Raw genomic sequence first — 23383 nt, 5'->3', positions numbered from 1 at the left:
TTTGTGATCCCGCTGGGATTCGAACCCAGGACCCATACATTAAAAGTGTATTGCTCTACCAGCTGAGCTACAGAATCGGTACTGTTTGTTAGTAGTTAAAAAAGCGCTCTATCGAAACAAAGCGCTTGCATTTGTGATCCCGCTGGGATTCGAACCCAGGACCCATACATTAAAAGTGTATTGCTCTACCAGCTGAGCTACAGAATCTTTTACTAACTTGCATTCTCAGGGACGTTTCCCTTAATTGCGTTGCAAAAGTAATAGCTATCTGTTTAAATGCAAAATCTTTGGTTCAAAATCTCTGGTTTTTTGCTCCTTTTTTTGGCGCTGAACACCGAACCAGTTTATAGTCAGACAGATAATCGAGCACTTTTTCAGGCTGATTCACTCTTCAACAACCTGCAGTACACCGAAGCTTTCACGCTCTACGATTCGCTGCTGCAGCACCAGCAGGTATACACGCCGCAGATGCTCCTCAAAATGGCCTACATCAAAGAGAGTGCGCGCGACTATACCGTGGCCATGTACTACCTGCATCTCTTCTATAAAAAACAACCCAGCCGTTCAGTGCTGAAGAAGATGGAGGAACTTGGACAAACGCATCGCCTGAGCGGCTATGAGTACAATGACCTGCAATTCTTCAAGACCCAGTTCAGCAAACATTATATGCGCATTCTGGAGTTGATGTTGCTGGTGGCCGTCGTGACCGTGACAGTCATGTTCGTGAGCTGGCGCAAAGGGCATCGGTTCAGCCAGACATTCAAGGTAGGCTTTGTGCTATACCTGCTCTTCATCCTGTACTACATCAACTTCCTCAACCTGGGCGACGCGGGCATCATCCGTAACGATCAGGTGGCCATCATGTCAGCGCCATCGGCTGGCGCCACCTGGTTGGCCACTGTGTCACAGGGGCATAAGGTACCCATTACAGGTGAGCAGGATATCTGGTACGAAATCCGCTGGAAAGGCGAGAAAGCTTACGTGCGGAAGCACAATCTGCTGGAGTTGCCTTAGTTCTTGTGATGCATGAAAAAGGACGGTTTGGTAAAGAACCTTTGTAACCGATAGCAACAAAAAGAGAAGCCCGCAAGCCTCTCTTTTATATTTTTAGACTTATTGAAAGTCCTTAGTTAAAGCATTCTTTGTCAGAACAAGCTACTTCTTCAGCGGCGAATCCTTCTCCTTGGCCATTACATTGTAGACCAACTTATCGGCCAGGCTAGGGAAGAGTTTGTTCACCCATACCGCCATTTTGCCTTGGGTCGTCATCACGAGGTCACGCTTGCGTTTAATTGTAGCTTGCAGGATGCGGTCGGCCACTTCTTCGGCACTCATCATCTTCTGTTCGTCGCGCGGGGTTTCGCCCTGCTGCTGCCCGTCGGCGGCGAGGGCCGTGTTGCGGATGTTGGAGGCTGTGAAACCCGGACAGGCGATCAGCACATGCACGCCGGAGTTCAGCAACTCGGTGCGCAGTGTTTCCAGGAAGCCGTGCATGGCAAACTTAGACGCGGAGTAACCGGTGCGGGCAGGCAAGCCACGGTAACCGGCAATGGAGGAAATACCGATGACAGAACCTTTGGCCGCTTGTATGTAAGGCAGTGCAAACTTGGTACTGTAGACAGTACCCCAGAAGTTGATATCCATTACCTTGCGCAATACATCCAGGTCCAGGTCTTTGAAAAGGGCCCGCATCGAGATGCCTGCATTATTGATGAGAATGTCCAGTCGGCCATACCTGCTCACGGTTTCTGCCACCATGCGCTCGCAGTCAGCCTCTACGCTCACATCCGCGTTGATGGCCAGGTTGTCTATACCTGCTGCCGCCAGTTCCTGCGCGGTCTGGTCGAGGTTCTGTTGGTTACGACCCGAGTAGGATACCTTCGCTCCTGCTTTCCCGAAAGCAAATACCAGCGCCTTGCCTATACCTGATGTGCCGCCCGTCACGAGCACTACCTTATTTTTCATCTTTGTCAAATCAGCGTATACCTTGTCCACTTTACTTAGCAGACAGCTTGTTAACTACTTTCCCGCACTGTACAGGAATCAGATACAAAACTACTACTTCTGCGGTAAATATCGTTTAGGAATTCTGCCAGGGGCGGATTACGCCTATACCTTAGAATTTGCGTACCTTTGCAGGTATAAAGCAGAGACAAGATGAGTAACTATACCCCATTAAGCGAAGTAGGCGAGTTTGGCCTCATCAAGCGACTAAAGGAAAAAATAGAGCTGCGCCAACCCTCCACCATCAAAGGAATCGGCGACGATGCGGCCATTCTGGAGCCGGGCGAAAAGCAGATCGTGGTAACGAGTGACATGCTGTTGGAGGGTGTGCACTTCGACCTCACCTTCTGCCCGCTGAAGCACCTGGGCTACAAAGCCGTGGCCGTGAACGTGTCGGATATTGCGGCCATGTTTGCCAAGCCTACTCAGATCACGGTGAACATCGCGCTGGGTGCCAAGTACACCGTTGAAGCCGTGGAGGAACTGTATGAGGGGATGCGCCTGGCCTGCGAAAATTACAACGTGGACCTGGTGGGCGGCGACACCACTTCTTCCCGCACCGGCCTGGTGATCAGCATCACGGCGATCGGCGAAGTAGCCAAAGGCGAAGCGGTACTGCGCAACGGCGCCAAAGAGAACGACCTGATCTGCGTGACCGGCGACCTGGGCGCTGCCTATCTCGGTCTTCAGATACTGGAGCGTGAGAAGCAGGCTTTTATGGCCGATCCGGAAATGCAACCGCAGCTCGAAGACAAGCAATACATTGTGGGCCGCCAGCTGCGCCCGGAGGCACGCATGGACGTGATCCACGACATGAAGGAGCGCGACATCAAACCAACTGCCATGATCGACGTGTCGGACGGGCTGGCCTCTGAGCTGTTCCATATCTGTGCGCAGTCCGGAGTGGGTGCCACCATCTACAAAGACAACCTGCCCGTAGATGAGCAGACACTGGAGGCAGCCATGGAATTCAAGCTCGACCCGATCACCTGCATCCTGAACGGTGGCGAAGACTACGAGCTCCTGTTCACCGTACCGCTATCCGACTACGATAAAGTAAAAAATCACCCCGACATCAGCATCATCGGCAAGATCACCGACAAGAGCGAAGGCATCAACATGGCCAACAAACACGGGCAATCCTTCCCGCTGCAGGCACAGGGCTGGCAGCATTTTTAGATCTGCGTATCACGTATCGTGACTTTGAAAACAAAAAAGGAAAGCTGATTGGCTTTCCTTTTTTGTTGGGTATGAACTACTCCTGCTGCAGATCAATTCCATTATGTTTATAAACATCAGGAACACACCTACGTCGTGCTATCTGGTACGTGTGTCCTGATACGAAATTTGCAACGCAAATTTAATCCTCCGGATAAGGTATAAACACGAAGTTGGTGAAGTTCTCGCCGTCTACTACAAAGAGGCAGCAAAACTCGTCCGGGTCTTTATAGGCCGCTGCGAAATCAGCTACTCTTTCTTCGTCTACGAGTCTGTGCTTGACGAAATCCTCCAGGTAAGAAGCGTTGATATTCCACTCCAGCGCCAGTTCTTCTTTGGCCAGGAACAGTGAGCCGACAGGCACCTCCGTCCGGGCAAAAACGAAGATCGGATACTTGGAAATATTGCGCTTACGCACCTGATAAGATGCCTCACGCAGGGTCTCGGCCACCACCACGAAATCTCTGGAGATGGTGCCCAGGTATTTACCGTTCAGTTCAGGATCGTTTTCCATTCGCTTTTATTTAGCTGTTAACAGAACAATATTTTCTACGTGATGGGTCTGTGGGAACATATCCACCGGCTGCACACGCGTTACATTGTATTTTTCGGAAAGTAGCTCCAGGTCACGGGCTTGCGTGGCAGGGTTGCAGCTCACATACACAATGCGATTCGCATGCACCTGCAGCAGTTTAGCCACTACCTTCTCATCCATGCCGGCACGTGGCGGGTCTGTGATCACCACATCCGGCCTGCCATGCCGCTCGATCAGCTCATCCGACAAAATATCTTTCATATCACCGGCATAGAAAGTGGTGTTCGTGATATCGTTTATCTGGGAGTTGATCTTGGCATCTTCGATGGCGCTCGGCACATACTCTATACCTATCACTTCGCGGCACTGACGGGCTACAAAGTTGGCAATGGTACCGGCTCCGGTATAGAGGTCGTATACCAGTTCGTTTCCGGTCAGGCCCGCAAATTCGCGGGTCAGTTTATAGAGCTCGTAGGCCTGGTCTGCATTGGTTTGATAGAAAGACTTTGCCCCCACCCGGAAGCGTATACCTTCCATTTCCTCGTGGATGTAGGGCAGGCCTTTGTAGCAAATCACCGGCAAGTCGTGGAAAGTCTCGTTGCCTTTGCCGTTCACCACATACTGCAACGAAGTGATCTCGGGGAATTCTGCCGCCAGATGATCCATTATACCTGTCAGGGCTTCCTGGTCGTCGTGGTATACCTGCAGGATCACCATCAGCTCGCCGGTATTGGCTGTCCGGACGATGAGGTTACGCAGCCAGCCCGTCATGCGGAGCTTGTCAAAAAACACCAGGTTGTTGGCACGCGCATAGTCGCGTACGGCCAGCCGGATGCTGTTAGACGGCTCCGGCTGCAGGTAACAGTTCCGGATGTCGAGTATCTTGTCGAAGCGGCCCGGCATGTGGAAACCCAGCGCCCGGCGCTCGTGCTCCTCCCCTGACTTGATCTGCTCGTTGGTCAGCCAGCCGTAGTTGGAGAAGGTGAACTCCAGTTTGTTGCGGTAGAACTTGTCTTTGGCAGAACCCAGAATGGGGTCGAAGGGCGGAAGCGCCACTTTCCCGATCCGCTCCAGGTTATCCTGTACCTGCTTCTGCTTGTAGAACAGCTGCGTATCGTAGCCGATGTGCTGCCATTTGCAACCACCGCAAGTGCCAAAATGCTCACAGAAAGGCTGCACGCGCACATCGGAGTACGCATGGAAACGCACCGCCTCCGCCTCCATAAAGCTCTTCTTTTTGCGGGTTATGCGCAGGTCCACCACATCGCCGGGGGCCACACCACCGACAAAAACCACCATGTTCTCGTGACGGGCGAGGCATTTGCCTTCGGCCACCATCTCCTCTATTCGTATGTTTTCGAGTATCTCGAAATTGATCTTCTTCTTTTGCTTTCTCACAGTACTGCAAAATTAACTAAAAATTAGCAGACAGATGAGGTTGTGGGATTTTTGTCAACACAGGCATTTCGTTAGCTGTACTTGATGCTGTAATGCTGCATGCATACTTTCTATAAGGCTTTACTTCGTAGCTGCCTTTCTTTCGCAATCATCTTTTCTATGCTTTCATTTCTGGCATTGTGCCCTCCTGTCTGTGAAGCATGCTTTCCAGCATCGCCGCTGCTTCTCTTAACTTCTTATGCTAGCAGCAGCAACGGCCTACATTGTATACAGGGTAGCAAGCGCCACAATAGTGCCGCTGAGCAGCATCAGGAAACTGTAGGCAAACGCTAACAGGAAAAATTTGTAGATCGTGCGCCAACGCGAGCTCCGGTAAATGTTGCGCATTGACCGATAGATGTACCAAAATATGACCACAAGCCCGAATAACTCAATCCAGTCCGAAAAGAAAGGCAGTATCCAGTCTAGAACGATAAGGACAGCGCCAAACAGGAACAGGAACGAGTGCACGTGAATGGAGTAGATCAGGTGCTCTACGTAGTATTTCTTCGACCTGTAACTCACCAGCTTCAGGATGAGAGCAAACAGGGGCAGCAGGATAAACATCATTTTGGGCAGGTGGCTGACCAGCTTGTTCTTGAAAAGCTCCCGCTTCAGGTCATCATCCATCACCGTCCTGATTTTGGTCTGCAACGAGTTGGACACCACATTATCCTTGCTCCCAAAAACAGTTATATTCATACTATCATCTTCGCCTGTGCCGCCAGGCTTTGCAGGTACAGCGGCCTCCCTCGGCTTGCCGGCAGCGTCTGAAATAGCCTGCGCCTGGCCGAGCATGGCGTAGGTTTGTTCTCCTGCTTTTTGAGATATGGCATTGCCTACCACGGTTTTTAGTTGTTCGGCCTCTGCTTTGGTAATCGTGTTCTCTTCTGCAGCCTGCTCTTTTATAATGTCCTTTTTCTTGCTGTTAGAATTAAGCGTGAAAAGAAAGAAGAAGAGGATACTGATAAAAATGTACAAGCTGATCGGGTTAAGGTGCGACGCGCGCCTGCCGGCAAAATACTCCTTGGTAAGGTAACCCGGCTTTGTGAAGAGCGGCACCAGGCTGTTAAAAAATTTAGACTCGAAGTGGAAGTAATGGCCGACGCTATGGAGCACCAGATGCAGGAAATCCTCGCGCAGTTCCAGGTTTTCCTGGCCACAGTTCGGGCAAAATTTATCTGTTACAGTAACCCCGCAATTGAGGCAGTTCTGGTCCACGCGGTAATGTTTTTTCATACTGGCTTTGGTCTAAAATCGCTCTAAATTAGCAATCGTATCTTCATTTTTTCATACCTCCCTATAAATATATAGTTTGAACGATACAAACAAGGTATAGGCGCATGCCGGAACCCGTTACAGGAGCAGGCACGATACCAGGCAGGAATTTTGCCTGGAGCATAGGTATGCATTGCCGGCTTCCTTGAAATAAAAAGCCGTGACCAGTTTCTGTTTAACTGGTCACGGCTTTTGAGCTATTCTTGATACGCTAACGTTATTCTTCGCTTCGCTGTAATTTAATACGGCCTGGACTCGTGCGATCTGCTTTTCGCGTCTTCCACGCCTTCCTCTCCGGTCACATTTCCCATTGGGCCATCCATACCTTTGTCCATTTTCTTCATCTGCTGCGTCACCTGCTCGATGCGCTCGCGCACCAGGCGTCCATAGTCTTCATCGGCCTGCATGAAATGATCCAGCATTCTTTCCTGAATACGGGGGTCGCATTTGGCCAAGTCGTTGCCCAGGTTGTTGATCAGCTCCTCGCGCTCCCAGTCCTCAAAGTTTCGGAACGTTTCACCGGCCTGCTTAAACGGATTGGCCCGCTCGATCGGCTGGCGCACCAGGTTGGCTTCGTAGCGCGGAGTATACTCTTTTGACGGCTTCGGCGCCTCGCTCAATCCGCCGAGTATGGACGGCTCGTAGTTTACATGGATGTTTTGTCCTTCGGCAAAGTCGGTATCGTAGGCCATTTGTCCGCCGCGCTGGTTGGTGGCCACGTGCACCTTGGGTGCGTTGATGGGCAACTGCAGGTAGTTGGCGCCAATGCGGTAGCGTTGCGTGTCGGAGTACGAGAAGGTACGGCCCTGCAGCATCTTGTCATCAGAGAAATCCAGGCCGTCCACCAGCACACCGGTACCGAAAGCGGCCAGTTCCACCTCATTGAAGTAATCCACCGGATTGCGGTTCAGGGTCATTTTGCCCACCGGGTACCACGGAAACTGCTCTTTCGGCCACAGCTTGGTGTCATCCAGCGGATCGAAGTCCAGTTCCGGATGTTCATCGTCGCTCATGAGCTGCACGTTCAACTCCCACTCCGGGAAATCGCCGCGCTCAATGGCCTCATACAGATCCTGGGTGGCGTGGTTGAAGTTCTTGCCCTGCACCTCCTGCGCTTCTTTCTGCGTCAGGTTGCGAATGCCCTGTAATGGCTCCCAATGGTACTTCACCAGCATCGCCTCGCCATCTTTATTCACCCACTTGTAGGTATTCACGCCCGAGCCTTGCATCTGTCGGTAGTTGGCAGGTATACCCCAGGGCGAGTACAGGAAAGTGACCATATGCGTGGCCTCCGGAGAGCCGGAGAAGAAGTCGAAGATTCGCTCGGCACTTTGGATGTTGGTCACCGGATCTGGCTTCTGCGAGTGGATCAGGTCAGGAAATTTCATCGCATCGCGGATAAAGAAGATCTTGAGGTTGTTGCCCACCAGGTCCCAGTTGCCGTCTTCGGTATAGAACTTCACGGCAAAGCCACGCGGGTCACGTAGGGTTTCGGGAGAGTGCGTGCCATGGCCTACCGTAGAGAAACGCACGAAAGTGGGAGTCTCCTTCCCTTTCTTAAATACCTTGGCGCGGGTAAACTTTTCGATCGGGTCATTGCCTACTGTGCCGTAAGCCTGAAATACACCATGGGCACCGGCGCCACGGGCGTGCACCACGCGCTCCGGCACGCGCTCCCGGTCAAAGTGCGATATCTTTTCTATGAAGTGATAGTTCTCCATGGTAGCCGGGCCGCTGCTGCCAAGTGTTCTGATGTTCTGGTTGTCGGTGACAGGGTGCCCTTGTCGTGTGGTGAGGGTGTTGCCTTTGCTGGCATTGCGGGGTTTATCGGCTTTGGCGTATTTTGACTTATCCTGGCCATTGCCTTTCGTACTTTCATTTTTCTTCATGACTCGCTACTTTTTTTTGATAGATTTCCAGATAGTATTTAACGGAACCAATACAGAAGGGTTGATGAACTCCCGTTAAAACCACGGCTATTGCCTCCACATCAACCACTTAAGCGCCGTTTTGTCAGAGGCACCGTCTAAGTCCACTTAGCCCTCGTATACCTCGTATTACTGTTATCTTATGAACCAGTCCGATGAAAATCTCCTCAGTTGAGCTGCAAGCCAGCCAGCCCGAAGCGCTCCAACTATTTTACACGGAATTGCTCGGTTTACCCCTGTTGTCAGAAGATGAAGGATCGTTCAACGTGCGGGCAGGGTATAGCACCTTGACATTCCGGACTGCCGGGGACTCACAGAAAGGGGGCTATCACCTGGCGTTCCATGTGCCAGGCAACCAACTGGCAGAAGCTGCCGCCTGGCTGCAGGAACGGGTGGCTTTTCTGTACGCTCCCGGGGCGGACTCTCCGGTAGTCGTGCACGAAACCTGGCAGGCGAAGGCGCTCTATTTCTACGACCCGGCCTTTAACCTGCTCGAGTTCATCGCGCATAGCGCTACCCCTGCCGGCCACATCCCGTTCGGACCAACGCAACTGCTAGGTATAGCCGAGGTGGGACTGCCGGTAAAAGATGTGGCGGGATTTGCCCAGGAGCTTCGAGAAAAACTGAAGCTACCCCGCTGGAAGTCGGCCAATGCCCTGTTTGAGGCTGTGGGGGACGCGGAGGGCCTCTTTATCGTGGTGCAGGAGCAAAGGCCCTGGTTTCCCACTCAGAACCCCGCTGTGGCTTTGCCTACACGCGTGCGGGTACAGGCCCCGGTGGCGGGACAGTTAAATCAGGGTCTCTTTGTGATTGAAGCTGTGCGAACAGCAACGAAGGTATAGCAGCGGCTCCATTCGCAGAATCCGCCTCACCAAGCCGATAAGTGCGTGTGTAGCAGCAAGCGCAGGTATAAGGTATAGCAGCACTGTTGATAAGCATTGCAAACACTGCGGGCCAAAGCCCGTTTATAAGGCATAAGGTATACCAACCCAAAACAGAAAAAACTATGAGACACAACGAAAGAAATTACGACAGCGACTACCGTAACCGTGGCAGCCGCTCCGGTGACAGTGACAATTTATCGAACTACCAAAGCCGCTACGAAAACAGAGGCAATTACTACGGCATGCCCGACCAAGGCCAAGCGTACCGCAACGTGAGCAGCCAGGGCCGCAACTACGGTGGCTCTTCTTCCGGACCGGGCGGCGGATACGGTGCCAGCAGCTGGCGCAGCCAACGCGATCAGGACGACCGCCATACTCAAGGCCAAATGCACCAGAACGAGTGGGGCAGCGGCAGATCCCAAAGCGGCAGGGACCGAGACAACTACAACTACGGCTCTGCCAGCTCCCAAGGCGACCATTACCGCTACGGCGACCCGAACCCCTACATGAACAACCAGCGCCAGGGAGGCTACGAACGTGACCGCGACACGGACTGGCGTAGAGAGAGCGACGTTGACCATGCCAACCGCCGCTACGCGCGCCAGGAGAACAGCTACCGCCAGACCGGCCACGGCCGCCGCTTCGACCAGTACGGAACGGATGAGCGCTACAACTACGCACACGGCCGGCAGGACGGACGCAGGACCATTGACAATCCTGAAAACCTGGACGACAGCTACTACGACCGTGGGGAACACACCCGCAGCAGCAGCGACAATGACTACGGCCGACAGTATGGCAGCAGCTACGAGCACCGCAACAGCAACCGCGAGCAGCGTAGCGACCACCACGAGGCAAATCGCATGGCCAGACAAAGCCGCTCCGGCCACGATGACTCTCCAAGCCGCAGTCCGAGAGGTTATGGCTATCCATCGGGCCCTGACTACTCGGCCAGTTCCCCCATCACCAATTATGGTCCAGGGGTTCGCGGGCATCAAAAGTAAAAGCGAAAGCGAAGTCCACTATCTCGGTGGACTTCCTGCTTTACCCTTCCAATCTACCCTATTTGGCGCTGATGCGTATGCAGTTCCATACCCGGACAAAGCACAGGTATAGCGCAAACCCTTTAACAAGACACTATGGAAAAAATATTACGCTCCAGCTGGCTTTTGCTGCTTTTCGTGAGCCTGACTGCCTGTAACCTCAGCGAAAAAAAAAACAGACGTTACGGCGTTGAGGGAGACACAGAACTGCAAAGTTCTTACTGGATTCTGCTTTCCCTGCAGGACCAGCAGTTTGAGGATAACCCCGAAAACCAAACCGCCTACATTCGCTTCGAGTCCGATAATAATGAGCTGACAGGCTTCACTGGCTGCAACCGCCTGACGGGCAGGTATAGCCTGACTGACGGTTCCCTGCAGCTCACCAACCTGGCTACTACCCGGGCCATGTGCCCGATCATAGAGCAGGAAAACCTGCTGATGGCCGTGCTCAAAAAGGTCGACTCGTATGAGATCGCGGGCGATGTGCTCACGCTCTTCCACCAAAAAACAGCCGTAGCCACTTTCAGGACAAGTTCAGAGCCCAACATGCCGGAAGTGCGATGAGAGAATAACTATCAGATTATAACCATATTAGCATGTAAGCAGTATGCTAAAGGCACCAACAGTAACGAATTTATTGAGCAGCTAAAACACGTATACCTATGGCAACAACTAAATGGATCGTAGATCCCACGCACAGCGAAGTGCAGTTCAAGGTCCGTCACCTCATGATCACGACGGTGACCGGCTATTTCGAGAATTTCAATGTGGAGGTTGAGACCGACGGTGAGGATTTTCACAGTACCAAAAAGATCGTGTTCACAGCCGATGTCAACTCCATCAGCACCAACAACGAGCAGCGCGACACGCACCTGAAGTCTGCTGATTTCTTTGATGCCGATAATCACGGGCAGGTGCACTTTGAAGGCAAAAACTACGAAGAGCTGAAACCGGGTTTCGAGAAGCTACAAGGAGACCTGACCATCCGCGGCACCACGCGACCCATTACGCTCGATGTGGAATACCACGGCACTGTGGTGGACCCTTACGGCCAGACCAAGGCAGGTTTCAGTGTGGAGGGCAAGATCAAACGAAAAGAATTCGGCCTTAACTGGGATGCCGTAACCGAAGCCGGCAGCGTGGTGGTGAGCGACGAAATACGCCTTCACTGCGAAATACAACTCGTGAAACAGTAACAGGATAGCTGCGCCAGCCTCTGGCGCCCCGGCTGGCGCAGCTATCAAATCACCCTATACCCTAGCAGCATACTCCCGTTCGCTTTGCCCACCAACCGCTGGCAAGCGCCTCTACCGGTATTTCCTTCCGGTAAAACTTGCTCTGCTTTACCCGGCTGTACGGCCGCCCATACCTCAGCATGCCTGTTTGCATGACACCTCCTACTATTATGCAAAAGAAAAGCGCCAGAAAAGCAATTAAAGATACCTTGAACATCGAACTAAGCGATAAAGCGGCTCAGGAGCTATACCTGAACATCTGTAACTTTATGCTTCATAACGATGATAAGTGCTACATCAGCGTCATCCGGTATAAGTACCTGCTGCTCTGCGGTGAGATCAGCACCTCGGTGAGCGACTACCTGGTGATGGAGCAACTCATAGAGAAGATGCAGGCCAAGCACCCACTCGTTCTCTCGGCCATTGCCTACATAGCACGCTACAAGTCCTGACAAAAATAAAAGGTATACCCTTCCCCTTGACGGACAGGTATACCTTTCATTCTTTTTCGGGTGCAGGCTACTGCTGCAGCAGCTTTTGATAGTTTGAGTTTCTGTCGATAAATTTCTTTACCACCGGGCAGGTAGCGACCACTTTTTTCCCGTTCTCCTCTGCATAGCACAGGCCTTCCTCTATCAGTTTGTTTGCCACGCCCTTGCCCCGCGCCGACTCCGGCACATAGGTATGCGTAAAATCCATCACCTCTTCAGAGGGAGTGGCATAGGCCAGTTCAGCGTCTTCTTCGCCCAGGCGTGCTGTAAACTGCTGGTATTCTTTGTCGTGTTTGATGTTCAGTTCCATGGTTGTTTGCTTTAGTTGATATTATGCCGTCACCAATTGCCCTGTCGGATGATGCAGCAGTACAATGGAGCGGCTTCCGATCCGTATGTTCTCACCGGCTTGCACAGTAGGTCCGTCATTTTTGATCTCACTGTTGCTCGTGTCCAGTATCTTGACCCAACTCGCGCCATACCTGGCTTCGGGAATGGTATAGTCCACGTCTTTGTGGTGGGCGTTGAAGATCAGGTAAAAGCTATCGTCTACGATCTGCTCGCCTTTGGGACCAACCGAGTGCAGACCACGTCCATTCAGGAACACGCCCAACGACATGGCATGGTCGAGATTCCAGCGTTCTTCCGTCATCTCCGATCCATCCGGTTGAAACCAGGCTATATCCTCTACGCCCACCCCTTTGATAGGCCGGCCCTGAAACCAACGACGGCGGCAGAACACCGGGTGGCTGCGGCGCAGTTCGATCAGCTGCTGTGTAAAGGCAAGCAGCTCTTTGTCGAGGCTAAGCCAGTTGATCCAGGATATCTCGTTGTCCTGGCAGTAGGCGTTGTTGTTGCCCTGCTGCGTCCGGCTAATCTCGTCGCCGGCCACGAGCATGGGGACCCCCTGCGACAAAAACAACGTGGTGAGGAAGTTGCGCTTCTGCCTGTTGCGTAAATCAATGATCTTCTGCTCCCTGGTTGGCCCTTCGGCACCGCAGTTCCAGGAGCGGTTGTGGCTCTCCCCGTCGTTGTTGTCCTCGCCGTTGGCCTCGTTGTGCTTCTCGTTGTAGGACACTAGGTCGTGCAGCGTGAAGCCGTCGTGGGCCGTGATGAAGTTGATGCTGGCCGTTGGACGGCGAAAGTCGTCGCGGTACAGGTCGGAGCTACCCGTAAAGCGCTCGGCAAACTCTCCCAGGGTGCCTCCTTCTCCGCGCCAGTAGTCGCGAATGCAGTCGCGGTACTTGCCGTTCCACTCGGCCCAACCCGGCGGAAACTTGCCCACCAGGTAGCCGCCCTCCCCAATGTCCCAGGGCTCGGCGATGAGCTTCACCTGCGATATCACCGGATCCTGGTGAATGATGTCGAAGAAAGAGCCCAGGCGGTCCACTTCGTGCAGCTCGCGAGCCAGCGTGGCGGCCAGATCGAAGCGGAAACCATCTACGTGCATCTCCAGGATCCAGTAGCGCAGGCTGTCCATGATCAGGCGCAGCACGGGTGGCATCATGGCGTTGAGGGTGTTGCCCGTGCCGGTGTAGTCCATGTAAAAACGTTTGTCGTCCTCTACCATGCGGTAATAAGATGCGTTGTCAACGCCCCGGAACGACAGCGTGGGCCCCATGTGGTTGCCCTCGCCGGTGTGGTTGTACACCACATCCATGATCACTTCTATACCTGCCTTGTGCAGGGCCTTCACCATGTTTTTGAACTCCACCACCTGCTCCCCCATCGTACCGCCGCTCGAGTAGCGCACATCCGGCGCAAAAAACCCGATCGAGTTATAGCCCCAGTAATTCGTGAGCCCATTGTCGGCCAGGTGCCGGTCGGTGATGAAGTGGTGCACCGGCATCAATTCGATGGCCGTGATGCCCAGTTCCTGCAGGTATTTGATGGTAACGGGGTGCCCGATGGCCGCATAGGTGCCGCGGATCTCCTCCGGAATCTCGGGGTGCAGCTTAGTCAGGCCTTTGACGTGGGCTTCGTAAATGATGGTCTTGTGGTAAGGAATCTTCGGTGCTTTGTCGCCTTCCCAGTCATAATTCGGATCCACCACTACACTGAAAGGTATAAAGGGAGCACTGTCGAGGGTACTCATCTTCAGGTCTTCCTCAGGGCCGCCTACTTCGTAGCCGAAGAGGGAGTCGTGCCAATCGATCGTGCCCGAAATAGCCTTGGCGTATGGGTCGATCAGAAGCTTGTTCGGGTTGAAACGGTGGCCATCGGACGGCTCATAGGGTCCGTACACGCGGTAGCCGTAGAGCTGGCCGGGTTTGATCTCGGGCAGGTAAGCGTGCCATACCTGGTGGGTACGCTCGGTCAGTTTTATCTTCACCGACTCGCTTTCGTCTTCAATCGTGTTAAAGAGGCAGAGTTCTACGCCAGTGGCATTGTCGGCGTACAGGGCAAAGTTCACGCCTTCGCCATCCCAGGTGGCACCCAGCGGGTAGGGGTTGCCAGGGTATACGGTAATATTCATATGGAATTTGTAACTTAGGTAGCTGATGATGTCTTTTCAAGACTTCTTCGTCTACGCAGAAAGCCCGGAAAGAGTCGCGCCATACCTTGTTTTATCTTCACCAACATCTAAGGTAGGAGCCGCAGATGCTTTTATCTTTGTGTGATCCCAGTTCGTACTACTCCTAAAAAGTGCCGGAATGAACGCCCTTGACATCCTCCTCATCCTGCTTGTGCTCTTCAGTGCCTACATGGGCTGGCGTCGCGGTTTTGCCTTCAGTCTGCTGGACCTGGTGCGCTGGGTGGGAAGCCTGGTGCTGAGCTTCCGGCTCTACCCTTCGCTTGCCGACTGGCTCAGCCGCGCCACCGACTGGAACGTGTACTGGATTCCGCCCATCTCCTTTTTTGTCATCGCGGTGCTCTCCAGCATGCTCATTCAGTTCATCGGGTCGTTTATACTGGATCAGTTCTCAGATGAGCTGCACACCCACCCCGTGAACAAAGCGCTTGGCACTTTACCGGGGCTGCTGAGCGGCACCATCACCATCGCCATCATTTCCGTGCTGCTGTTGCTGCTTCCACTTCCGGAGCGTTTTCAGAGCTTTGTGCAGGGCAGTAGCCTGGCAGGCAGGTTTGGGGACTATACCCACCTGGCAGAAGAGGAACTGACTTCGGTGTTTGACCGGGTGGCGGAGCGCACCCTCAACGAACTCACCATTGCAACGCAGACGGAGGAGTTCATCGAGTTGCCTTTCAAGACTAATGACTACCAGCCACAACCGGCAATGGAGGCCCGCATGCTCGAGCTTTTGAACGAGGAACGCATTGCCAGGGGGCTGCAGCCGCTGCAGGCAGACACGGCTCTGCGGACTGTGGCCCGAAGCCACGCGGCCGACATGTTCTCGCGCGGCTATTTTTCGCATGTTTCGCCGGAGGGCGCCAGCGCTGCCGACAGAATACGGGCTGCCCATATCCCGTTCAGGGCGGCCGGCGAGAACCTGGCGCTGGCTCCCACCGTTACCATTGCCCACGAAGGGTTGATGGAGTCGCCGGGCCATCGGGCCAACATCCTGCACCTGCGTTTCGGGCGGGTGGGTATAGGCGTGTTGCAAAGCGAGGAACATGGTTTGATGATCACGCAGAATTTCAGGGACTAACGTATACCTAAGCAGACCCAAGGTATAGCCATGCAGCACGATAACAGCAACTTTCTAAGTATAGAACTCGGTAGAGGCGCTACGCGTGTTGTCTTCCTGCTGGATCTCGGCAAATTGTGCTATGCTTATTTCAAACCGGAGACGGAACAGCAAACTGCCAAGCTCGTGCTTGACTTCGGGGCATCGCAGAAGGTATTTGAAAAGCAGGACGCAGAGCAGGTATACCTTGCCATTTCCAAGCATCCCTCTTTCCAGGTATAGACCTACCTGATCTGTAGACCATATCCCTCTTAGTCGCTTTTATTTTCCCCTAAATGCCCCTGAGCTTATTTTGATACCCAGGTATAGCGCTATACCTAAGTGCTTGGTGCAAAGCTTACATACTGTTACCTGAATATTTTTTAAAAATAATTTGGTAATGATAAAACTCTATCTACATTTGTAGTGTACTATTCTACTAATACACTAAAACAAACACAAATGATAGAGATCGAGAACCTCAGTTTCGGGTATAGCCGCAAGTCGCTGCTGTTCCGGAACCTGAACCTGAAACTGCAGGAGGGCCATATCTACGGGCTGCTTGGCAAGAATGGCGCGGGGAAATCCACGCTGCTCAAAAACATGGTCGGACTTGTTTCGCCGATGGAAGGCAGCTGCCAGGTCAACGGTTTCGACTCTTGCAAGCGGCAACCGGCCATGCTGGAGAATCTCTATTTCATTCCCGAGGAAATCTACATGCCTTCGCTCACAGCCAAACAGTTTGTGGCGAACACGGCGCCCTTCTATCCTTTTTTCGACGAAGACGCCTTTTACCGCTACCTCTCCGAGTTTGAAGTGCCAACGCATGCCGTGTTCAGCAAGATGTCGTTCGGGCAGCAGAAGAAGGCCATCATCGCCTTCGGCCTGGCCACCAACACCAGCGCGCTGATCATGGATGAGCCAACCAACGGCCTGGATATACCTTCCAAGGTACAGTTCCGCCGCATCATTGCCTCGGCCCTCACCGAGAACCGCTGCATCATCATCTCCACCCACCAGGTACGCGACCTCGACAGCCTGATCGATACGCTGGTGGTGGTGCACAACCGGGAGATCGTACTGAACGAGTCGCTGGATGCCATCAGCGAACGCCTTACCTTCACCACTATACCTGAATCCGAAGCCCTCCAGGCCCTTTATGCCGAAGACGCGCTGCGGGGCAAGCAGGCCATCCTGCCGAACGTGATGGGCAACTACAGCAAAGTGGACATGGAGTTGCTCTTCAACGCCATCACCAGTGGAAATACATCTGTTACCGGAATCCTTCAAAGACCTCACTATGAACAATCACTTTAACCTGAGCCGCTTTGCGCTGCTGTTCCGCAAGCATACGGTGGAGCACTACAAAACCTACCTGTTGTCGCTGGGTGTGCTGCTCGGCGCCATGTTCCTGGTTATGGGCACCGCCAGTTATATGGCTGTAAGCCCAATGCCAGCTACTGAACAGTCCATCTTTTTCCTGTTCTTTCTGATCGGGGCAGGTATGGTGTTTTCGAGCACCGTATTTGCGCAGCTGGGCGATAAGAAGAAGGCGATTGCTTTCCTGACCCTCCCCGCTTCGCAACTGGAGAAATACCTGGTGGGCTGGCTGTACTCGTTCCCCATCTACCTGCTGCTGTTCATCCCTTCCTTCTATCTGATCGTCTACCTTGTGCTCAGCATCGACCCGCGTGTGGGACCTGAACATGAAGTAATCAACATCCTTACTTCTGAGCCGCCCCTGCACGTGCTGCTGACCTTCTATGCGCTGTTCAATGCCCTGATGCTGGTAGGCTCGGCTTACTTCAACAAGAATCATTTTATCAAAACCGCTTTTGCCGGCTTTGTGGGTATCCTGCTGCTTTACAACCTGAACAAGCAGGTGGTGCAGGCCATGCTCGGTCGCGACCTGGCTTCGGCAACTCCTTTCTCTTCGGCCTATTTTATGGAAAATGACAAGCGCTTCGATGTAGGCGCCTACGAAGGGCACGAGTCGCTTATGCTGTTGCTGCTGGTCGTGCTGGCACTGGTGAGTTGGGTTGCGGCCTATTTCAAAATAAAGGAAAAGCAGGTATAGCGGGGAGGAAACATTATGGAATTTAAAGAAAACGAACCCATTTACCTGCAGATCGCGGCGCACGTGTGCGACCAGATCCTGCTGGGCAAGTGGGCATCAGAAGACAAAATACCTTCGGTGCGCGACCTGGCGGTTACCTTCCAGGTGAATCCCAACACGGTGATGCGCACCTATGAGCAGCTCCAGAACCAGGAGGTGATCTACAACAAGCGCGGCATCGGCTTTTTTGTGACGCCGGATGCTGTGCAGAAAGTAAAGGCGCAACGCAAAGAGCGCTTTCTGCAGCAGGACCTACCGGCGTTTTTCAGAAACATTTTTTTGCTGGAAATCGGCCTGGAGGAGATTCAGAAGCGCTACGAAGCATACAAAACAGAGAATTACGAACAAGAAATTGAGCAGAAACCATGAAAACCAGCAATAAACTCTTACTCTTCGCTCTAGTGGTGCTCGCAAGCGCACTGGCCACCTACAACATCGCCCTGAAGGCGGAGTACAACACAGGGTCTTACCAGGATCCTTACCGCAACTACGTCGCCCTGGATTTCAATGGCTTTGATGAGGTGGAGGTGCATGCCGGCGATATGCTCAAAGTGCAGCTTGAGCCAGGCGACCAGCATGCGGTATACCTCTACAAGGGCAACGAGGAAGTGGTGCAGATCAGCCAGGAAAACAAAACGCTGCAGATCGATGTGACTACCCATGACACGCAAAAAGGCGTGCGCGGCTGGGGCTCCCCACACCTCATCATCAAAACCCCTCTGCTGAAGACGCTGCGCGCCAACGCGACGCATACCTCCAATGGCGAACAGGTGACCAACGTGCAGCGCATGAACGCAGCCAACTACCTGAACACAACGCTGAAAGGATTTAAGCAGGATAGCCTCCGGCTGGAACTTGACAACGGGGTGCTGGTACAACTGGACGGAAATCAGATACAGTACCTATACGCCGTGACGGGCTCCAGCCCGGAAAGTGGGTCCAAACTGCTCATCAATCCGGACAATAAGATTCAGCAGGCCAACCTGGATATTCGCAACCGCAGTCACCTGACCTTGCTAAACGTGGCTATACCTGCGCTGCAGTATACCTTGTCTGAGCAGGCACAGGTGGAGCTTTCCGGTGAAGCCCTGGCCATTCTGCGCAAATAAATTCTGCCCTGCTATGAAAAAAACAGTGCTGTTCCTGCTGGGAGGGCTGCTCATTATAAGCCTGTCGCAGGGGAGCGACAGCAAAGCTGCCAGGCAAAATCCGTGTGCTGCTGTTTCCTACAGCCATGCATCTGGCTGCCATGCGTCTGGCGATGTCGCCAACCACAAAGCGCTTGGTACCCCTGCGGTTTTCAAGGAAGTGTCCGAGCCGGCAGCAGCACAGAAAATGGCGTTGACGAGCAGGGTGCTGCAACTGATGGATGCCTTTGCAAGGCTAGTGATGGTGATATAAGCAGCTTACTCTACGCAAACAAAAAGTCCCGGGCAATTTAGCCCGGGACTTTTTGTTTGCGTAGTTCATTTACAAGGTATAGCTCAGGCCCAGCATGGAGTTGATTGTGTGCATGGGTTGCTTCAAAGTGCTTTTCACACCCTGTGCATTGGTTACAACAAAGGTAGGCTGGGTGGCGAGCAGGCCGATGTCTACAGTAAGCAGAAACCGTCCATTCTGTATGGTGAAGCCGCTGGCTATACCATACGCAAGTGCCAGAGTCGTGTCGGAACTACGGCGGATGGGGCCGTAGGGCGTATCGACCTGCACTTCAGGTGATTTATTGCGGGCGGTTCCCAAAGAGCCTTTCACAAATCCGTACAACTGGCCGGGAGGAGTTTGCAGGTGTAGGTCGGCCAGCGCATAAGTACTTTTCCAGCCGGTGGCAACCCGGCGCAGCGCCAGTTCGTCGTCAGGTGCCGCAAAGGCGTCCATATCGAAGCGGTGAAAGCGAAATCCTGCCGAGGCGCCCACTGCCAGATAAGGTTTTACATCCACCCGGTAAGTGCCTTGCACGTTCACTCCTCTCCTGGCCATTGGCGGGTAGTCGTCCTCGAATCGGTCTTTCTTGAAGTCGCCGATCGGGGAAGCGGAGCCTAACTGCAGGCCTATGCGTTGCGTACGTTGTGCCTGAGCTGCAGCACAAAAGCATACCAGAAAGGCAAAGACGAGCAGGTAGCGGTATAGCGAATAATACATAAGGTCTGACATCTTAGACAGGTATAGCCTCCAAGGCGGGTGCTTTAATCGATCAGGAAATCGTGCGTAAAGGCCGTATCGCGCTTCAGTTCATCCCAGTACAAGGTATAGATTCGGCAAGTTGCCTGGTCGCAGTTCTTCCCTTGCGGCGATATCTCTATTTCGCCTTCCTGCATTTCATCATCGCGCAGCAGGAAACGCAAGGTATAGCTTCCGCTTTCGTCAGTATAGGCCACAGCTTTTTTCCGCACAGTGCCGCCCATGCCCCCCTTAAAACTCTTCCGGTTATCCCAGTTGGCCATCACTTGCACGCCCTGTATGGGCTGTCGGTTACTGGCCTCCAACACCCGCCCGCTCACCTCGGTGCAGGAGCCGGGGCAGTATTTGCTGATGTAGTCGTCCTCTTCTACAAGGCAGCCGGTCAGCAACAGCATTGACAGGATTCCTAGTCCATACAAGTATCTGAGTTTTGTTTTCATGAAGAGCAGCACTAATTCCAGAACAAGATAATAAAAAACCACTTATCTCAACTGCTCACTATACCTGCTTCTCCATTTTGATGTGGTCGATGCCGTCCTCGTCGTATACCTCACTCGATTGCTCAAAGCCGAAGCGTTCGTAAAACTCCTTTGCATACAGCTGTGCTCCGATCCGGATCGGCCCTTTTCCGAATAGCCGGAAGCATTCCCCGATCGAAAACTCGACCAGTTCCTTGCCTACCCCCGTGCCACGCACCAACTGGCTCGTCACGATCCGCCCAATCGACATCATGTCCGGGTAAGCTATACCTGCCGGAACCAGCCGGGAGGTAGCGACCAGTACCCGGTCCTCGTTGTAGAACAGGATGTGGTGGCACAACTGGTCCTTATCGTCCATGTCGGGGAACACACAGTTTTGCTCTACCACGAACACCTCGCTCCGGAGCCGTAGCATGTCGTAGAGTTCGTCAGGGGTCAGTTCGTGAAAGGCTTTGCAGATTTGGATGAGGGCCATGCAGGTAAGGGGGTTAATGTTGGCTATTGTTTCAGGCAAAGATACGCTCGCCTGCCATTTATACCTATATTTGCATCATACCCATCAAAACTCAGGAGTACCCATGGCAAGTGACATCTTTGAAATCCTTTTCAACATCATCCCATTGGCGCTCTTCCTATACCTGTCTCTTACGCTGATGGGCGTCATCAAATACAACCAGCACACTGCCTTTCTGGCTAACGCCTCCCCCATCACCAAGTTTGCCGTTTATGGCGGCACCGTTGCCTTCGCTATTATGGCTTTCGCAGATTTGACGAAATAAGCAATCAGATAGAGGAATTGGTGAGCGAAAATTAAGTCTGCTTAAAAGCTGCCCACTTTCACCCTGCCTAGATATAGCTATGCACTGCTTTAGCGACTAGAAGCAGAACAGAGGTTATGTGACCAACCGCTAGTGCGTCTGCCACTGTACCCTGGCCCGGTGCTGTCCTATTCCCCGCGTTATGCGGATGTGCAAAACAAAAAGGCCCGTCCTTTTACAGAACAGGCCTTTGAAATAAAATTGACTCTCTGTTAATAGGCGCGAACGGCCTTGTTTTCCACGAAGTTCATGAAGGCGCGGTTCACGACACGGGTACCGCCCGGCGTTGGGTAGTTGCCGGTAAAGTACCAGTCGCCACTGTGGTTCGGGCAGGCCAGGTGCAGATCTTCGATGCGCTGGTAAATCACCTGCACTTCAGCGTTCACCTCCGGCGCTTTCACGATCTCTGACACTTTCGCAGAAATCTCGTCATGCGTGAAAAGGTCGAACAGCTCCTTTACATAGTTGGTCTCCATGATCGCCGGCGTGCCCTGCACTGCTTGAATCTTGTCGTATACCTCGTCTACTTTGTAGTATAGGCCACGGTCTTTCAGCAAAGCCAGCATGGCACGGAAGGCCACGAATTCCTTCACCCGCGACATATCGATGCCGTAGCAGTCCGGGTAGCGGATCTGCGGGGCGCATGACACGATGATGATCTTCTTCGGTTCCAGCTTGTCGAGCATGCGGATGATACTTTTCTCCAGTGTGGTACCGCGCACAATGGAGTCGTCGAGCACGACCAGCGTGTCGATGCCTTTCTTCACCACCTCGTAAGTCGTGTCGTACACGTGCGTTACCAGGTCGTCGCGGCTGTCGTTGTCGGTGATGAAAGTACGCAGCTTCACGTCTTTGATCACCAGCTTCTCGGCACGCGGCTTAAACTGCAGAATCTCGTCAAGCTGTTCTTCGTTGAGCTCCTGGTTCAGGATGGCTTGTTTGCGGTAGGCACGCAGGTAATCCTCAATCCCCTTCATCATACCGAGCCAGGACGACTCCGCCGTGTTCGGGATGTAGGAGAATACCGTATTTTTCAGGTCGTAGTCAATGGCTTCCAGAATCTGCGGGCACAGGCGGCGGCCCATGTTCTTGCGTTCTTCATAGATCTCCGGGTCGTTGCCTCTCGAGAAATAGATGCGCTCAAAGCTGCAGGATTTTTTCTCGAGCTGCGGAATGATCTCTTTCAGATCGGCGTTGCCAGCTTTGTCCACGATCAGGGCATGGCCCGGCGTGATTTCCTGGATCTCGCTGTATTCAATGTCGAAAGCGGTCTTGATCGCCGGTTTTTCGGAGGCTACCACCACCACTTCGTCGTCCATGTAATAGTAGGCCGGACGGATGCCGTTCGGGTCACGCACCACAAAAGAGGCACCGTACCCGGTCAGGCCTGCCATGGCATAGCCCCCGTCAAAGTCCTTGCAGGCACGCTTGAGCACACGCTGCAGGCTCAGGTTATCTTCAATCAGGGAAGTGATTTCTTTATTGGAGTAGTCGTCTTTGTAAGACTCGAACAGCATCTGGTTTTCCTCGTCCAGGAAGTGGCCTATCTTTTCAAGCACCGTAATGGTATCAGTCTTTTGCTTTGGATGCTGGCCCAACTCGATCAGTTTCTGGAACTGCTCATCCACGTTGGTCATGTTGAAGTTACCGGCCACGGCCAGGCTGCGGCTGCGCCAGTTGTTCTCGCGCACCATCGGGTGGCAGTTGTCTATACTGTTGCCGCCGTGCGTGCCGTAGCGCAGGTGGCCCAGGTATACATCTCCCAGGAAAGGCAGGTTTTCCCATACCCAGTTTGTGTTCAGTGCTTTTTCAGGCTCCTCTTCCTTCAGCTTTTTAAACTCCTTGCCGATCTTCCCGAAAATGCTGTCAATGGCGCGGGTCTTCACGGAACGGAAGCGGTTGATATACTCCATACCAGGACCGGCATCTATCTTGATACTGGCTACCCCTGCTCCGTCCTGGCCACGGTTGTGCTGTTTTTGCATCAGCAGGTATAGTTTGTTGACACCGTACATGGGAGTGCCATACTTTTCAACGTAATATTCGATTGGTTTTCGGAGCCTGATCAGGGCTATACCGCACTCGTGCTTAATGGAATCGCTCATAGGGT

The 23383-nt window shown here is 53.1% G+C and carries 26 protein-coding genes and 2 tRNA genes; 15 read left to right on the top strand and 13 right to left on the bottom strand.

The window, feature by feature from the left end; translation table 11 throughout:
* Positions 1–4: 4 nt before the first annotated feature.
* Positions 5–77 (bottom strand) — tRNA-Lys (locus tag Q4E40_RS09905).
* 57 nt (positions 78–134) lie between these two features.
* A tRNA-Lys gene (locus tag Q4E40_RS09900) sits at positions 135–207 on the bottom strand.
* Positions 208–276: 69 nt separating this feature from the next.
* Here Q4E40_RS09900 and Q4E40_RS09895 point away from each other — a divergent pair.
* Positions 277–1014 carry an SH3 domain-containing protein gene (locus Q4E40_RS09895; RefSeq protein ID WP_303411853.1) on the top strand — a complete coding sequence of 246 codons (738 nt, stop codon included), beginning with the start codon at positions 277–279 and terminating at the stop codon, positions 1012–1014.
* A 141-nt stretch (positions 1015–1155) separates the two neighbouring features.
* Here the strand turns inward: Q4E40_RS09895 and Q4E40_RS09890 are convergent, their stop codons facing one another.
* Complete coding sequence (locus tag Q4E40_RS09890) at positions 1156–1965, bottom strand: SDR family oxidoreductase (RefSeq protein WP_303411852.1); 810 nt, start codon at positions 1963–1965, stop codon at positions 1156–1158.
* A gap of 192 nt (positions 1966–2157) precedes the next feature.
* Here Q4E40_RS09890 and thiL point away from each other — a divergent pair, with 192 nt between their 5' ends.
* On the top strand, positions 2158–3183 hold the full coding sequence (gene thiL, locus Q4E40_RS09885) for a thiamine-phosphate kinase (RefSeq protein WP_303411850.1): 1026 nt from the start codon (positions 2158–2160) through the stop codon (positions 3181–3183).
* Between the two features lie 181 nt (positions 3184–3364).
* Here the strand turns inward: thiL and Q4E40_RS09880 are convergent, their stop codons facing one another.
* The 4 genes from Q4E40_RS09880 to Q4E40_RS09865 all read right to left on the bottom strand — a co-directional run bounded on the left by Q4E40_RS09880 (position 3365) and on the right by Q4E40_RS09865 (position 8361).
* A complete protein-coding gene (locus Q4E40_RS09880; RefSeq protein WP_303411849.1) occupies positions 3365–3736 on the bottom strand; it encodes a hypothetical protein in 372 nt (123 codons plus the stop codon).
* 6 nt (positions 3737–3742) lie between these two features.
* On the bottom strand, positions 3743–5155 hold the full coding sequence (gene rlmD / locus Q4E40_RS09875; protein WP_303411848.1) for a 23S rRNA (uracil(1939)-C(5))-methyltransferase RlmD: 1413 nt from the start codon (positions 5153–5155) through the stop codon (positions 3743–3745).
* Positions 5156–5413: 258 nt separating this feature from the next.
* Entirely contained in the window at positions 5414–6433 is a 1020-nt protein-coding gene (locus tag Q4E40_RS09870; RefSeq protein WP_303411847.1) for a DUF3667 domain-containing protein, read from the bottom strand.
* 278 nt (positions 6434–6711) lie between these two features.
* A complete protein-coding gene (locus Q4E40_RS09865; protein ID WP_303411845.1) occupies positions 6712–8361 on the bottom strand; it encodes a catalase in 1650 nt (549 codons plus the stop codon).
* Positions 8362–8555: 194 nt separating this feature from the next.
* Here Q4E40_RS09865 and Q4E40_RS09860 point away from each other — a divergent pair, with 194 nt between their 5' ends.
* The 5 genes from Q4E40_RS09860 (at position 8556) to Q4E40_RS09840 (ending at position 12014) form a co-directional block, all read left to right on the top strand.
* On the top strand, positions 8556–9242 hold the full coding sequence (locus Q4E40_RS09860) for a VOC family protein (protein WP_303411844.1): 687 nt from the start codon (positions 8556–8558) through the stop codon (positions 9240–9242).
* A gap of 164 nt (positions 9243–9406) precedes the next feature.
* Positions 9407–10288 carry a hypothetical protein gene (locus Q4E40_RS09855; RefSeq protein ID WP_303411843.1) on the top strand — a complete coding sequence of 294 codons (882 nt, stop codon included), beginning with the start codon at positions 9407–9409 and terminating at the stop codon, positions 10286–10288.
* 135 nt (positions 10289–10423) lie between these two features.
* Complete coding sequence (locus tag Q4E40_RS09850; protein ID WP_303411842.1) at positions 10424–10891, top strand: META domain-containing protein; 468 nt, start codon at positions 10424–10426, stop codon at positions 10889–10891.
* Positions 10892–10989: 98 nt separating this feature from the next.
* Complete coding sequence (locus Q4E40_RS09845) at positions 10990–11523, top strand: YceI family protein (RefSeq protein WP_303411841.1); 534 nt, start codon at positions 10990–10992, stop codon at positions 11521–11523.
* 209 nt (positions 11524–11732) lie between these two features.
* Positions 11733–12014, top strand: a complete 282-nt coding sequence (locus Q4E40_RS09840; RefSeq protein ID WP_303411840.1) for a hypothetical protein — start codon at positions 11733–11735, stop codon at positions 12012–12014.
* A 67-nt stretch (positions 12015–12081) separates the two neighbouring features.
* Here Q4E40_RS09840 and Q4E40_RS09835 read toward each other — a convergent pair whose 3' ends face one another.
* Entirely contained in the window at positions 12082–12363 is a 282-nt protein-coding gene (locus Q4E40_RS09835) for a GNAT family N-acetyltransferase (RefSeq protein ID WP_303411839.1), read from the bottom strand.
* Positions 12364–12384: 21 nt separating this feature from the next.
* Positions 12385–14529 carry a glycogen debranching protein GlgX gene (gene glgX, locus Q4E40_RS09830; protein WP_303411838.1) on the bottom strand — a complete coding sequence of 715 codons (2145 nt, stop codon included), beginning with the start codon at positions 14527–14529 and terminating at the stop codon, positions 12385–12387.
* 178 nt (positions 14530–14707) lie between these two features.
* Between glgX and Q4E40_RS09825 the strand changes: the two genes are divergently transcribed.
* The 7 genes from Q4E40_RS09825 to Q4E40_RS09795 all read left to right on the top strand — a co-directional run bounded on the left by Q4E40_RS09825 (position 14708) and on the right by Q4E40_RS09795 (position 19199).
* On the top strand, positions 14708–15664 hold the full coding sequence (locus tag Q4E40_RS09825) for a CvpA family protein (protein WP_303411837.1): 957 nt from the start codon (positions 14708–14710) through the stop codon (positions 15662–15664).
* Positions 15665–15694: 30 nt separating this feature from the next.
* The gene (locus Q4E40_RS09820; protein ID WP_303411836.1) at positions 15695–15925 is read left to right on the top strand and encodes a hypothetical protein; all 231 of its coding nucleotides are present in this window, start codon (positions 15695–15697) and stop codon (positions 15923–15925) included.
* 219 nt (positions 15926–16144) lie between these two features.
* Complete coding sequence (locus tag Q4E40_RS09815) at positions 16145–16999, top strand: ABC transporter ATP-binding protein (protein ID WP_303411835.1); 855 nt, start codon at positions 16145–16147, stop codon at positions 16997–16999.
* A complete protein-coding gene (locus Q4E40_RS09810) occupies positions 16983–17759 on the top strand; it encodes a hypothetical protein (RefSeq protein ID WP_303411833.1) in 777 nt (258 codons plus the stop codon). Before Q4E40_RS09815 ends, Q4E40_RS09810 begins: the two co-directional genes overlap by 17 nt.
* Positions 17760–17774: 15 nt before the next feature.
* The gene (locus Q4E40_RS09805) at positions 17775–18167 is read left to right on the top strand and encodes a GntR family transcriptional regulator (protein WP_303411831.1); all 393 of its coding nucleotides are present in this window, start codon (positions 17775–17777) and stop codon (positions 18165–18167) included.
* A complete protein-coding gene (locus Q4E40_RS09800) occupies positions 18164–18907 on the top strand; it encodes a hypothetical protein (protein ID WP_303411829.1) in 744 nt (247 codons plus the stop codon). Before Q4E40_RS09805 ends, Q4E40_RS09800 begins: the two co-directional genes overlap by 4 nt.
* Before the next feature lie 13 nt (positions 18908–18920).
* Positions 18921–19199, top strand: coding sequence for a hypothetical protein (locus tag Q4E40_RS09795; protein ID WP_303411827.1), 279 nt, complete (start codon positions 18921–18923; stop codon positions 19197–19199).
* A 69-nt stretch (positions 19200–19268) separates the two neighbouring features.
* Here Q4E40_RS09795 and Q4E40_RS09790 read toward each other — a convergent pair whose 3' ends face one another.
* The 3 genes from Q4E40_RS09790 to Q4E40_RS09780 are packed head-to-tail and all read right to left on the bottom strand — an operon-like array spanning position 19269 to position 20930.
* Complete coding sequence (locus Q4E40_RS09790) at positions 19269–19949, bottom strand: hypothetical protein (RefSeq protein ID WP_303411825.1); 681 nt, start codon at positions 19947–19949, stop codon at positions 19269–19271.
* A gap of 32 nt (positions 19950–19981) precedes the next feature.
* The gene (locus Q4E40_RS09785) at positions 19982–20416 is read right to left on the bottom strand and encodes a carboxypeptidase-like regulatory domain-containing protein (RefSeq protein WP_303411824.1); all 435 of its coding nucleotides are present in this window, start codon (positions 20414–20416) and stop codon (positions 19982–19984) included.
* 58 nt (positions 20417–20474) lie between these two features.
* A complete protein-coding gene (locus Q4E40_RS09780) occupies positions 20475–20930 on the bottom strand; it encodes a GNAT family N-acetyltransferase (protein ID WP_303411822.1) in 456 nt (151 codons plus the stop codon).
* Positions 20931–21033: 103 nt separating this feature from the next.
* Here Q4E40_RS09780 and Q4E40_RS09775 point away from each other — a divergent pair, with 103 nt between their 5' ends.
* Positions 21034–21234 carry a hypothetical protein gene (locus tag Q4E40_RS09775; RefSeq protein ID WP_303411821.1) on the top strand — a complete coding sequence of 67 codons (201 nt, stop codon included), beginning with the start codon at positions 21034–21036 and terminating at the stop codon, positions 21232–21234.
* A 251-nt stretch (positions 21235–21485) separates the two neighbouring features.
* Here Q4E40_RS09775 and Q4E40_RS09770 read toward each other — a convergent pair whose 3' ends face one another.
* Complete coding sequence (locus Q4E40_RS09770; RefSeq protein WP_303411819.1) at positions 21486–23378, bottom strand: amidophosphoribosyltransferase; 1893 nt, start codon at positions 23376–23378, stop codon at positions 21486–21488.
* Between the last annotated feature and the right edge of the window lie 5 nt (positions 23379–23383).

This window comes from Pontibacter coccineus (genome assembly GCF_030546575.1).
GTDB lineage: Bacteria > Bacteroidota > Bacteroidia > Cytophagales > Hymenobacteraceae > Pontibacter > Pontibacter coccineus.
The sequence above is the reverse complement of the archived record's forward strand: the minus strand, read 5'-3'. Positions and strand labels throughout refer to the sequence as shown.